This window comes from Pandoraea nosoerga (assembly GCF_902459585.1).
GTDB lineage: Bacteria > Pseudomonadota > Gammaproteobacteria > Burkholderiales > Burkholderiaceae > Pandoraea > Pandoraea nosoerga.
The window spans coordinates 651349-664052 of record NZ_CABPSC010000001.1; the positions used below are offsets into that span (position 1 = coordinate 651349).

The following is a 12704-nucleotide window of genomic DNA, read 5'->3' on the forward strand; positions in this document are numbered from 1 at the left end:
CGTCAGAACGCGGTCTTGGCGTACTCGCCGGCTGCGTGGCCGATCTGCAGCATCCCGCCCACGGTGAAGATGATCGTCACGCCAACCATGGCGAGCAGCACCGAGCGCAGCGCGGCCGAGCGCTGCTTGATGCGCTCGGCAACCTCTTCGATGGTCATCAGGCCGATCTTGCGAATGCCGGCGTCGAAATTGGTGCGGTCCGAGTACTCCACGAGCCGGTCGAACACTTCTTCGTTGAAGATGCCGGTGTCCATCGCCTTGATCATGCTGCGCTCGCTCTTGAGCGAGGCCCGCATACGCAGCAAATGCCAGCGCAACCACGGCGAGGCGCCCGAGAGCAGCAGCGAGATGGCGTCGAACACGGAGGTCTTCGCGCTCGTGAGCGCCGCGAGCGCCACGAGGAATTCGCCGGCGCGCACGTCGCGATAGACGGCGTAGGGACCGACCCGGTCGACACGGCTGCGCATCGGCCCCGTCCAGCGGCTAAACGACAGCGACATCAGCACGACGAGCAGCAGCGGCACCCCGTAGAGGAACGGCCACCAGTTTGCGACGAAGCCCGACATCGCATAGAGCCCCGCGCCGACGAGCGGGAAATGTTCGGGCGGCATGATCTCCGTCATGATGGGCATCATGCCGTAGGCGACGCCCAGCTGAATCGCGGCGAGCAGCACGGACATGAAGATCGGCAGCGCCACGGCGCCAGCGATCGCGCTGCGAGTCTGTTGCTGCAGGGTGACCACGCGTGCGAGAAAGCGCAACGTGCCGGGCAGATCGCCCTTCTCTCCCGCCGCGATGACGAGGAGATCTTCGTCCGGAATCGTCCCCGACCACGACTTCTGCAGATTCTTCGAGCTGGCGCGATCGCGCCAGACGGCATAGAGCGGCGCCATCGGGTTACGGCGTTCTTTCGCGCGCGCATACCGGCGCGAGAAGAGCTCGAACGGATTCGCGCCGTCCTCGATGGCATCCGCGAAGTCGCTGTAGAACTTCGCGCGGTGCTTGCGGAACTGGCGTTTCGCTTTCGTCAGTCCCGGATACGGATCGCGTGCGGGGGTGATTTTGGCGAGCAGGCGGTTGGCGGCTTCGATCATGGGCAGGCAGACAGAACGTCAGACGCGCGTGGGCGTCGGCGCTTACACGCTGACGAGCCGCCTGGGCGGGACGGCGCCCGGCGACGTCGTCTGACGGAGGTGGAATTTCTTAAGTTTGCAGAAGGCGGCTTCGATGTCGCGCGGATCGACCAGGCCCTGCGACATCTTGTACATCGCATGCTCCATCGCCGACTTGCCGGTCATGTCCGGGCTGGCGAGGTTGCCGTCATGGCCGGCGCGCCACAGCCGCTCGGCGTCCCAGAAGCGCGACTCGCGCAGCATTTCGAGTATCTCGTCGGTCAACTCGCACACTTCGGCAACGACCGTCTGCCCGCTCGTGCCGCGACCGCTGCATCGCTCGCATCCCGGCCCTTCCACACAGACTTTGGCCGTATCGATGCCCAGCGCGCCGATCACGTCGAGCATGGCGGCGTCCAGGACCTCCTGCGCGGGCCGCTTGCAGTGCTCGCACAGGACGGGAATGAGCTTCTGATAGACGATCGCCGTGAGGAAGTTCGGGGCGGCCACCGCAGCGAGCGGCATGCCGATCTCCTCACTGGTCAGCCGCGCGATGATGCCGAACGCGCTCGACGCGTGCACCGTGGAGAGCACCTGATGCCCCGTCTCGGTCATCGACTTGGCGAACGAGCCGGTCTCCGCGTCCCGGATCTCGCCCGGCATGAGCTTGTCCGGATCGCCGCGCAGCAGCACCTTGGCCGCCGCGCCGAACGGCGATTCGCCGGGGCCGTCCTCGGCACGCCGTTGAATCGGGATCTGCGTCATGTGCGGCTGGATGTACTCGACCGGGTCCTCGATGGAGAAGAATTTCTTGCCGGAGTCGCGCTCGTAGGTCATGAGCGTGCGCAGCGTCGTGGACTTTCCCGAGCCGGTCTCGCCGGCAATCACCGTCAGGCCCGGGCTGCGATGCACGGCGTCTTCGAGGATTTCGATCTGGTCGTCCGAATATCCGAGCTGCGCGAGCGTGAGCACGTCGCCCTCGAGCGCCTCGTTGACGAGCAGCCGCAGCACCACGTCCACGCCGCGGTTTTCCTTCACGCTCTGGAAGCGGAGCTGGTACTTGCGATGACGCAGCGTGAGCGGGATCGAACAGCTCTGATGCTGCGCCTCGTCGAAGTGGTTGTGGCTGCGGCTGCTGGGATCGGCGCGCGAGTTGTAGGCGGCGGACACGGCGTCGAGCATGGCGTGATAGTCGCGCGCGAGCCGGTCGCTGTCGGGCGTCATGCGCAGCTTGCCGTGAATGCGCATGCGCACGCGCACGACATGCGAGTCGCGAAACTCGAAGTGGATGTCGGACGCGCCGGCGTCGATGGCGCGCTCGATGATCAGATCGAAGTTGCGATACGCGCCGGTACGCTGCGCGTCGCGCGGGTCGTCGCCGCCGCCCTGCTGCTGCAGGCGCGACTGCATGAGCAGGATCTCTTCCGTCGTCCCGACGTAGATGCCCTCGAGATCGAGCCGGTGCTTGGCGCGCACCGCATGATCGAAGCGCTCGAGCAGATCGGAGCCCTGCGTGCGCAGGAACGTGTTGTGTTCGAGCAGCACGAGATACAGGCGCGGCTTCATGGCGACGAGCACGAGCGAGCCGTGTTCGGCGCCAGCGAGCACGATGCCGAGATCCTGCCGCCAGCCGAACGCCTGAATGTCCGCTTCGCGCAGGTCGGCGATGGGACGAGCGACCGGTCGCGCGCGGGCGCGTTGCCCAACGCGCGCCAAGGCCGCGCGAAGACGTTCAGCCCACGTCGCCATGCGAGTGCCCCTGTGCACTTTGCGTTGCGGCGTCCGGCGCCGGCGGGGCTGCCCCGAACGCGCTCGGCAGCAACAGCCGCCGCTGTCGGGTGCCGCGACGGATGTCGATGAAGTCGTCTCCGATACCGACCACCTGCCACTCGCCGATCCTGTCGCCCTTGCCGACGCTGCGGCCATAGCGGCCGTCCACGCGCACATAAGCGACGACGGCGTTCTCCACGCCGTAGATGTAGAGCAGCTCGGGGGGCATGTCCGCGCGCGGCGGCGCGGCGGTGTACTCGGACGGGCGCCCGCCCGCCTGCGCCGCCTTGGCGGCCTTCTCGTCCTGCGCCTGTTGCGACGCCTTGAGATGCGCCCGGGCGAACGCATCGATCGTTTCCTCGGCGTGGGCCGTCGTGCCACCCAGCCATCCGGGCGCGGCCACGAGCATCGCCATGGGCGCCATTCGGCAAACCTTAGTGAACATAGTAGGTTCCTTGAGCAGAGAAAACGGGTTTGCTGTCGTCGATGACGATCTTCAGTTCGACGAGCGACATGTTGCCCGCGCGCATCATCAGGCCGGCGACCGAATCGAAGAAGGCGAGGTGCCCCGCCATCGTCCATTTGCCTTTCGAGATGGGCGGAGGCACGTCCCGACGCGCGGCCACGTCCGGAGGCGCCGGGACCAGTGGCGCCGGCATCGTGAGCGAGATGTCCATGCCGTAATCGCCGAGCGCCTGCAGGCGCGCGCCGGCGGTGCGGAGAAACTGGTGGTGCGGCACGGGCGTCACGCCCGCGTCGCCATCGTCCTCGTCACCGTCTCCATCCTTGCCCTCCACGCCGGCCCCGAGCGTGCCTGCGGCCGCGCTGGCAGCGCCGGCGGCGGCGGACGCCGCGGGCGAGTCCGGCGCTGCCTTCACGGGAGGCGGCGCGGGGTCGGCAAGCGTCATGGTTTCGTTGGCGTGATCGAGATCGACGATGCGCGCGTCGGGCCGCTGCGAGAGCAGCAGGTCGAACGTGCCGCCCTCGCTGCGCTGCCATGCGATGTCGCAGCGGTTGCCCTTGCAGGCGATCGACGCCGGACGCCACCCGCCCGCGTCGGCCGGCAGGCGCTGAACCGCATGTTGCAGTCGCCGCGCGTAAGAGGCACCCGTCGAGAACGGCTCGGCCGCGATGGCGCGCGTGAGCGCCTGCCGGTACGCCTCGACGGGATCGACGCGATTGGCCGCCGCACGCTTTGCCGCCTGCATGTCGGCGTACCAGGACCAGCCCCACAGCCCCGCGCCGCCCACCAGCGCAAGCGCCGCAACCGCGATGGCGGCGATCCGGAGCTGACGCACCGGCAGCGCGGTGCGCACCGGCTTGAGCTGCGCGTCGAGCGGGGGATCCTGCTGCAGCGAGGCGAGCACGTCGTCGAGCGTCAGCGCAATGTCCGCCGGCGGCAAGTCCCGGCAGCTCACACCGGCGACTTTCACCGGACCATCGACCTCCGAGCACCAGCGCTCGAGATGGCCCTTGAGCTGCGACGCAGGAAGCGCCATGTCGAGCTCAGGCCGGCGATCGCGCAGCGCAACGAAAAACGCGTTCGCCGGATTGTCGGGGTCGGGGTGAATGAACGCGACGTTGGGACCGTCGATCAGCGCGCCGATTGCGGCCGCCAGCGCGTATTGCGTCTTGGGCTCCGCGGGTGTCGCAGGCATGGCCGCCGCGCTGAGCGACAGCAGCCCGACGGTGCGCGTGCCGGCGCCATCGTCCGCCACGGCGTAGTGCGATGCGCCCCGGCTCCTGGCCAGGCTGCGGATCTCCGCGATCTCCTTTTGCAGGCCGATCAGCGTCTCCCACTGCGCGCCGACGACGAGGCCATTGGCGAGTGCGTGTGCCATATCACGCGCCCTCGGTCAGTTCCGGCGAGATCACGATGACGACCTCGCTCACGCTCTGCGTCGCCTCCTTCGTGCCGCCCTGGTAATTGAAGACGCCGTCGCGGTCGGTGCGATCGTCCTTGCGGCGAAAACCGCTGAGCACGAGCGTGTCGCCCGACTTGAGCGAGGCGCGCTGCATGGTTTGCAGCGACGACGTGAGAGGTAACTGCATGAAGGTGCCGACGCCCATGCCGTCGTCGCGCCGATCGCGGTCTTCGCGGCCCCGGTCGCCGACCACGTCGACGCTCGCGCCATCCCGATCGAGCATTGCCCTGACGTTCGACGCGCCCCCGCCTGCGCTGCCGCCCCCACTGCCGCCGCTACCGCTCGGCGCCTCCTTTCCCGTGCGCAGATTGATCTTCTCGAGCTTCTTCAGATCGGACATGTCGATCTGCACCTGCAGCATCACGCTGCGGTTGTCCATCAGCGTGGGCAGCAGATTCATGACGAAGCCCGTCGTGAGCACCGATTGCTCGGCGGTCACCACCGCCTGCCCGCCGTAGTTGCCGGGCGTCATCTTGGTTTGCGCGACGAAGCCCTGGTTCTGCGTGACGGCAACCGGTGCCGGTTGATTGTTCAGTGTGACGACCGTCGTGTCGATGACGGTGCTCACCCGCCCCTGCTGGCTGAGCGCGCGAAACAGCGCCGTGGAGCCCGCCAGGCGGCCGTTGGGAATCTTGCTGACGTTCAGCCCGCCGTTGCGCGACGTCAGCATGCCGCTCAGCGCCGGTCCACCGAACTGCGCCACGAGGCCGCTGGCCGATTGATAGACGAGATTCCAGTCGATGCCGGCGGCGGACTTCTCGTCGAGATTGACGGAATACACCTGCACGCGCAGCTTGACCTGCCGGCCGAGCACCGCGTTCTCGGATTCGATGTAGCGCGCAACGCGTTCCATCACGTCGGCGGTGTCGGTCACGACGAGCGAGCTCGTGACGACCGACGGCGTGACGCGCCCCCCCGGCGACAGCATGTCGGTGACGGTTTTCACCAGGTCGCTCCAGTAGTCGAGGTCGGACTCCACGCTCACGCGTGCATCGGCGTTGAAGCTCAGATCGACGCCACCCGTATCGCCTCCGCCCGCGCCGCCCCCGCCAGACGCGCCGCGCTTGGCCGTCAGCTTCGAGGCTTTGCCGACCGACGCCGTGTAGGAGGAACTGCCCGGCATCATCTTGATCTGGAACGTGCGCGTGACGTAGCGCGCGAAGTGCACCACGCCATCGCGGTAGGTCCAGTGGGTGCCCGAGCGATGCGCGATGGTATCGAGCAGCCCCGAGAGCGTGCCGTTGTACTGCAGCGGCACGGCGGGCTCGCCCGACTCGCTGCAACTGAGGAATGCGCGCGCCGGCTGAGCGCCGGGGCGGTCCATGCCGCCAAACGCACCCGGCCTGCCGGCGGCTCCGCGCGGACCGCCGTCGCGTATGCCGGCGCCTGCACTGCCGTCGCACGACACGTCCGGCGCAATGCGGATCGTCAACCCGTTGCCGCGCGCGACCTGGGCGAGCAGCATCGACATCGGCACGGGCGCCCCGGTGGAGAAACGGACATTGCGTTCGAAGAATTCCGGCAGCGCGACATTGGCGTTGACCGCCACGGATTTCCTGGCCAGCCATGCGCCCTCGACGTGCTCTATCGCCCGCATTGGCGCCGCCGCGTGGGTTTGCGCCGCGCTTTGCGCAGCCTCGCGCGCCTGCGTGACGTTCTCGTCGGTCTTGGAGAGCATGCCCGGCGTGCCGCATGCCGCCAGTAACGTGGTGGCGCCCAACACGCCGAGTCGCTTTTTCATGAAATCCGCTTCCGTGATCATTGGCCGCGCGCGTGGCGCGGCGCTCGTTATTGCGTTGCGTGCACGACACGCAGCACGCGATTGGCCTCGTACACCTTCACGCGAATCGGTGCGTCGGTGTTGTGCAGCGACAGCACGATCTGCTCGATGATGCCGAGGAAGTCTCCCTCGAACGTGGCCGGATACTCGATGGGGAAGTCGCGCTCGATCTCCCACGCGAGCTGCCAGCCGTTGCGCTCCGCATATCGCCGCACGGCCTGCGACAAGCGGCCGTCCTCCGGTTGCAAAGCGAGTTGCAATACCGGCGCGAGCGGCGCCGGAGCGGGGTCGGGGGCGGCGGTGAACTCGGGTGTGGGCTCTGCCGCCATCTCAGGCGCCACCTCAGACGCCATCTCCGGCGCCCTCTCCGGCGCCATCTCCGGCGCAGGCTCGAATACGAGTCCCGTATCCGACGCGACCCCGTGCCCTGCGGGCGGGAGCCCCGCTGCGCTGGCCACCTGCCGGCGCGATTCCTCGACGAGTCCCGGAGCAAGCGTCCCGGTGGGCGGCCTGTGCGGCGCGGCGTCCCCGAGGACCGCCGCCTGGGCCGGCCACTGCGTGACCGGTTTATGGCTGGCGAACATTCGCGTCACGTCGGCGCCCAAGGGCGGCTCGGCGGCGTGCGTGGACGCGACCCCACCGCCGAGGGCCAGTGCGAGAACTGCGGTGCGCAATCTGAAATCGTTCATGCCTCGTTCACCTATGTGTCAGTTCTCCGGAATGCCTCTCATCCAGCGATGGTGAATTCGAGATCGGCCTGCGGGACGTCGGTCGGCGCGCCGCCGCCCTGCGGCGCCCGCTTCGAGCACGCGTCCGTGATCTGCGTCATGTCGAGGGCCCGCGTGTTGGACTTCAGCTCGGTGCCGTTGATCGACAACGTCGCGAACAGGTTGCCCATTTTTCCGGCGAACTCCACGCATTGCGCGCTCGGATAGCTCACGGACTTGACTTCGACCCCGCTCGCCGGATAGGTGGTGCCGTCCACCGCCTTCATGACGATCTCGCCGCCGAACCGGTTGAGCAGCTTGCTGCCGTTATCGGTCCGGTTGAACGGTTCGGTGACTGCCATCTTGAGAAGGTCGCCGGTCGAGGTTGACGAGGTAAGCGTGCCGGAGGCCACCGCATTCTGCACAGCCAGCACCACCATCTGCCAGTCCTTCATTTCCTGCGAGAGCTTCACGCCATTCATCAGACGGGGCACACCGACCATGGCGCCCGCCATGATCAGCCCCATCACGGCCACGGCGACCGACAATTCGACCAAAGTCACACCCCGCTGACGGCGGCGGCGTAAGCGCTGCATCAGTCGTGGCGTGAGCGTGGTCCCGGATTTTGCGTTTTCGCTCACGGCTGCATGTACGTTCATGTCTGGATTCCGATTGTGGAGTTGAGAGAAAGAGCGCCGCGATTCGAGAGACTTCGTCTGCGGCGACAGGGGCGATTTATGCCCGAATGGGCGCGCGCCGGTTGTTGCGTGCGGCACGCCTCTTTCGCAAATCGACATCCTCCACGGGCAAGAAATGGCCCATAGGCGCGCCATTTCCGATAGTCGGAGACGCGTACCCACAACCGGGAAAAGGCCCCGATTTCCCTCGTCGAACGGTGCGGGCCGGGTGCCTCGGGATTGGAACGCCTTGCGCGCTCCGGAGAGAAAATTCAGACGAGGACTAGACGCAGACCGGGGACTGGAGAAATGGGTCGGCCGCCGGGAGAATCAGCCGATTCACAAGCCATGCGGCATGGGCGCGAGAATCGCGTACCGGCGCAGAGAGCGGTGTGCGTCGGGTGTGCGCCGGGTGTGCGTCGGTTGTCAATCGGCATACGTCGGCGCAAGCCGACGCATGCCGATGCGGCTTCAGTGCGCGGGACGAACGTGGCGCGCCTCGCCGCGCGCGGCGCCGTGCCCGCCGGCAGGTGAACTGTCGTCACGCTCCGGGCTGTCGTTGGCGGCGCGATCGCCAGGCAGCACGAGCGGGCCGCTGCCCGCGAAGCGATCCAGGTAGAGATAGATCACCGGCGTGATGTAGAGCGTGATGACCTGCGAGAACAGCAGGCCGCCGACGACCGCCAGCCCGAGCGGCTGACGCAGCTCGGCGCCCGCGCCGAGCCCCAGCGCAATCGGCAGCGCGCCCATGAGCGCGGCGAGCGTGGTCATCATGATCGGGCGAAAGCGCAGCGCGCACGCCTGGCGGATCGCCTCGGCTGGCGTCATGCCGCCGTTGCGCTGCGCGTCGAGCGCGAAGTCGATCATCATGATGGCGTTCTTCTTCACGATGCCGATGAGCATCAGAATCCCGATCACCGCGATGAGCGACAGATCCATGCCGAAGACCCGCAGCGTAAGCAAGGCTCCCACGGCCGCCGACGGCAGCCCCGCCAGAATCGTGATCGGGTGGATGTAGCTCTCGTAGAGCACGCCGAGCAGCACGTAGATCACGAGCAGCGCGCCGACGAGCAGCACCACCTGGCTCGCTTGCGACTTCTGGAACGCGGCCGCATCGCCGCCCCAGCTCGTGATGATGCTCGGCGGGAAGCCGAGTTGCTGCTGGTAGCCGACGATCTTGCGCGAGGCGTCGCCCAGCGCCGCGCCGGGCGCCAGATTGAACGAAAGCGTGACCGCCTGCAGCTGCCCCTGGTGGTTGACCGACACCGGCCCCATCTTGCGCTCGACGCTCGCCACCGCCGAGAGCGGCACGAGCGCCCCGCCCTTGCCGCGCACGTAGATCTTGTCGAACGCGCTCTCGTCGCGCCGGTCGTCGTCGGCCGCCTGCAGAATCACCTGATAGCTGTCGCTCGGCGTATAGATGGTCGACACCTGTCGCTCGCCGAACGCGCTGTAAAGCGCGCTGCGGATGTCGCCGATGGCCACGCCGAGCGTGTTGGCCTTGTCGCGGTCGATGCTGAGCTGCGCCTGCAGGCCCTTCATCTGCGCGTCGGTCGTCACGTCGCGGAAGATCGGGTCGGCGCGCATCAGGTTCATGAGCCGGTCGGACCAGAGCTGCATTTCGCCGGGCTTTACGCTCTGCATCACGTACTGGTAGCGGCTCTTGCTCTGTTTGCCGCCCAGTTGCAGGTTCTGCACCGGGTTGAAATAGACGTTCAGCCCGGGCACCTGCTTGACGTCGCGCCGCAGTGTCTCGAGCACTTCGCTCATGTGCGCGCGTTCGCCATGCGGCTTGAGGTTGATGAACATGCGGCCCTGATTGCTGTCGTTGGCCGAGACGATCACCGTGTCGACGGCCGGATTCGCGCGAATGATCTCGCCCGCCTGACGCAGCAGCGTCGACATCGCCGAGAACGAAATGTCCTGCGCGCCTTCGGCCGTCACCTGCACCTGTCCGATGTCCTCGCTGGGGAAGAAGCCCTTCGGAATCGTGGCGAACAGCGCGCCGGTGGCCACGAACGTCGCACCGGCGGCGGCCATCACCCATTTGCGGTGAGCAAGACACCAATCCACGCTGCGCACGTAGGCGTTCTGCACCCACACGAAACCGTCCTCGAACCATTGCGTGGCGCGCATGCCGACCCCTTCGTCCTGCTCGTGCCTGAGGTAGCGACTGCACAGCATCGGGATGAGCGTGAGCGAGACCGCCGCCGACACCAGGATCGCGAGCGAGACCACCACGGCGAACTCGTGGAACATCAGGCCGATCACGCCCGGCATGAAGAAGATCGGAATGAACACCGCCACGAGGGAGATCGAGATCGACAGGATCGTGAAGCCCATTTCGCGCGAGCCGACGAGCGCCGCACGCAGCGGCGCCACGCCGTTCTCGATGTGCCGCACGATGTTCTCGAGCATCACGATGGCGTCGTCGACGACCAGCCCCACGGCGAGCGTGATGCCGAGCAGCGAAATGTTGTCGATGGAATACCCCATGCCCTTCATGAGCGCGACGGTGCCGATGAGCGACACCGGCAGCGACATCACCGGAATCATCGTGGCGGCGAGCCGGCGCAGGAACAGGAAGATCACGAGCGTGACGAGAATCACCGTGAGCGCGAGCGTGAACTGCACGTCGTCGATGGACTCGCGAATCGACACCGAGCGGTCGTTGAGAAGCCTGACCTGGATCGACTGCGGCATCTGCTCGGCCAGGCGCGGCAACGCCGCCTTGACCTGATCGACGGTCGCGACCGTGTTCGCGTTCGGTTGGCGCAGCACCGCCAGCACGATCGAGCGCTCGCCGTTGACCCAGCTACCCGTCTTGACCGACTCCACGCTGTCCTGCACTTCGGCCACGTCGCGCAGATACACCGGGTTGCCGTTCACGCTCGCGATGATGAGGTTCGCGAACTGATCGGCCTTCGTCATCTGGCGATTGGCCTCGATGGTGAGCGTCTGGCGCGCGCCGTCGAGCGTGCCGACCGGGCTGTTGGCGTTGGCCGAGGCGAGCGCGCGCGCCACGTCGTCGAGCGTGAGCTTGCGCGCGGCGAGCGCGTCGGGACGCGCCTTCACGCGCACGGCGAAGCGCTTCTGGCCGAAGATCAGCACCTGCGCCACGCCGGGCAGCGTCGAGAGCGTGGGCGAGACGAGGTTTTCCGCGTAGTCGTCGAGCTCGGCGAGCGACATCGACGGCGAGTTCATCGCAAGGAACAGAATGGGCGCATCGGCCGGATTGACCTTGCGATAGGACGGCGGCGTGGTCATCTCCACGGGCAGCTTGCGCTGCGCACGGAACAGCGCCGCCTGCACGTCGACCGCCGCTGCGTCGATGTCGCGATCGCTGTCGAATTCGATGATGATCGACGTGGTGCCCTGCGTGTTGGTCGAGCTGATGACCGCCACGCCGGCGATCGTGGAGAACTGCTTTTCCATCGGCGCCGCGACCGAAGCGGCCATGGTCTCGGGGCTCGCGCCGGGCAGCGTGGCCGTCACCTGAATGACCGGCGAGTTGTAGCTGGGCAGCGCGGAAATCGGGATCTGGCCATACGCGATCAGGCCGGCCACGACAGCCGCCACGCACAGCAGGATCGTCATGACCGGGCGGCGGATGCAGAGCTCGGACAGATTCATGACGAGGCCTTCACGATCGTGACGGTGTTGCCCGGCCGCAGGTTCTCGGCGCCCTCCTGCACGACGCGCGCGCCGGCCTCCACGCCTTCGACCACGGCGAGCGTTGCTTCCACGTAGCCCACTTTCACGGGCTTCGCGCTGACCTTGTTGTCCGCGCCGATCACGTAGACGAACTTGCCGTCCGGGCCGGTCTGCACGGCCTGCGGCGGCACCACGCGGGCCTGCCTGAGTACGCGGCCGATCACCGCGACGTTCAGATACATGCCCGGCCAGAGCCGCGCGTCGCGATTGTCATACGCGGCCTTCAGGCGAATGGTGCCCGTCTGCGAGTCGACGGCGTTGTCGATGAAACTGAGCTGGCCGGTGACCGTCACGCCGGTGGTGCCCAGCGTGGCGGTCACCGAAACCGGGCCGCCCGCGCGTGCGGCCTGCAACTCGGCCAGCGCGCCTTCGGGCAGCGTGAAACTGATGTCGATGGGATCGAGCTGCGTGATGCTCACGAGCGCGGCGCCGCCGGGCGTGACGAGGCTGCCGGGGTGAACGTTGATGGCGCCAGTGCGGCCGTCGATGCCGGCGCGAATCTGGTTATAGTCCACGGCGACCTGGCTCGCCGAGATCGCGGCACGGTCGGCCGCCACCTGCGCGGTGAGGCTGTCCACACTGCTCTGCGCGGTATCGAGCGCGCTTTGCGAGACGAAGTGCTCGGCGATCAGCTCGCGCGTGCGCGCCAGCGTGCGGCGAGCATTGGCGAGGTCGGCTTCATCCTTTGCCAGTTGCGCCTGCGTCTTCTTGAGGTTCGCCTCGTCCATGCGCGCGTCCAGCGAGAACAGCAACTGGCCGGCTTTGACGAAGTCGCCCTCCTTGATGTGGACCTGGCGGACAGTACTGGAAATCTGCGGGCGCACCTCGATGGTCTGCCGCGCGGTGACGGTGCCATTGGCGATGAGTCGCACGGGCACGTCACGCACCTCGACCGTGGCGGCTGTCACGGATGGCGCGAGCGCCGCCTTGGCGGGCTTGCCCGCGCCGCGCGAGCCCAGCCACAGGCCCGCGCCGGCGACGAGCACGAGCACGAGCGCGCCGGCGACCCAGCGGCGCGG

At 67.4% G+C, this 12704-nt stretch carries 9 protein-coding genes; all 9 read right to left on the reverse strand.

Features of this window, described 5'->3' with window-relative positions:
* Positions 1 to 2: 2 nt before the first annotated feature.
* Positions 3 to 1094 (reverse strand): type II secretion system F family protein, encoded by a 1092-nt coding sequence (locus PNO31109_RS03015; RefSeq protein ID WP_150554123.1) that lies wholly within the window; start codon positions 1092 to 1094, stop codon positions 3 to 5.
* Between the two features lie 42 nt (positions 1095 to 1136).
* Positions 1137 to 2861 (reverse strand): GspE/PulE family protein, encoded by a 1725-nt coding sequence (locus tag PNO31109_RS03020; RefSeq protein ID WP_174966244.1) that lies wholly within the window; start codon positions 2859 to 2861, stop codon positions 1137 to 1139.
* A complete protein-coding gene (locus tag PNO31109_RS21825) occupies positions 2845 to 3327 on the reverse strand; it encodes a hypothetical protein (protein WP_174966245.1) in 483 nt (160 codons plus the stop codon). The genes PNO31109_RS03020 and PNO31109_RS21825 overlap by 17 nt, the downstream gene beginning before the upstream one ends.
* The gene (gene pilO2, locus PNO31109_RS03025; RefSeq protein ID WP_150554125.1) at positions 3317 to 4723 is read right to left on the reverse strand and encodes a type 4b pilus protein PilO2; all 1407 of its coding nucleotides are present in this window, start codon (positions 4721 to 4723) and stop codon (positions 3317 to 3319) included. The genes PNO31109_RS21825 and pilO2 overlap by 11 nt, the downstream gene beginning before the upstream one ends.
* Position 4724: 1 nt before the next feature.
* A complete protein-coding gene (locus PNO31109_RS03030) occupies positions 4725 to 6548 on the reverse strand; it encodes a secretin GspD/PilQ domain-containing protein (protein WP_174966246.1) in 1824 nt (607 codons plus the stop codon).
* Positions 6549 to 6595: 47 nt separating this feature from the next.
* On the reverse strand, positions 6596 to 7276 hold the full coding sequence (locus PNO31109_RS03035) for a toxin co-regulated pilus biosynthesis Q family protein (protein WP_150554127.1): 681 nt from the start codon (positions 7274 to 7276) through the stop codon (positions 6596 to 6598).
* A gap of 38 nt (positions 7277 to 7314) precedes the next feature.
* On the reverse strand, positions 7315 to 7953 hold the full coding sequence (locus PNO31109_RS03040; protein WP_174966247.1) for a type II secretion system protein: 639 nt from the start codon (positions 7951 to 7953) through the stop codon (positions 7315 to 7317).
* A 489-nt stretch (positions 7954 to 8442) separates the two neighbouring features.
* On the reverse strand, positions 8443 to 11604 hold the full coding sequence (locus tag PNO31109_RS03045) for an efflux RND transporter permease subunit (protein ID WP_150554129.1): 3162 nt from the start codon (positions 11602 to 11604) through the stop codon (positions 8443 to 8445).
* A partial coding sequence (locus PNO31109_RS03050; protein WP_150554130.1) for an efflux RND transporter periplasmic adaptor subunit occupies positions 11601 to 12704 on the reverse strand: 1104 nt, incomplete at its 5' end. The genes PNO31109_RS03045 and PNO31109_RS03050, both read right to left, overlap by 4 nt.

Coding starts and splice junctions, on each gene's coding strand:
- PNO31109_RS03015 (WP_150554123.1), bottom strand. CDS start 1,094: ATGATCGAAGCCGCCAACCGCCTGCTCGCCAAAATCACCCCCGCACGC.
- PNO31109_RS21825 (WP_174966245.1), bottom strand. CDS start 3,327: ATGTTCACTAAGGTTTGCCGAATGGCGCCCATGGCGATGCTCGTGGCC.
- PNO31109_RS03045 (WP_150554129.1), bottom strand. CDS start 11,604: ATGAATCTGTCCGAGCTCTGCATCCGCCGCCCGGTCATGACGATCCTG.
- PNO31109_RS03030 (WP_174966246.1), bottom strand. CDS start 6,548: ATGAAAAAGCGACTCGGCGTGTTGGGCGCCACCACGTTACTGGCGGCA.
- PNO31109_RS03035 (WP_150554127.1), bottom strand. CDS start 7,276: ATGAACGATTTCAGATTGCGCACCGCAGTTCTCGCACTGGCCCTCGGC.
- pilO2 (WP_150554125.1), bottom strand. CDS start 4,723: ATGGCACACGCACTCGCCAATGGCCTCGTCGTCGGCGCGCAGTGGGAG.
- PNO31109_RS03020 (WP_174966244.1), bottom strand. CDS start 2,861: ATGGCGACGTGGGCTGAACGTCTTCGCGCGGCCTTGGCGCGCGTTGGG.
- PNO31109_RS03040 (WP_174966247.1), bottom strand. CDS start 7,953: ATGAACGTACATGCAGCCGTGAGCGAAAACGCAAAATCCGGGACCACG.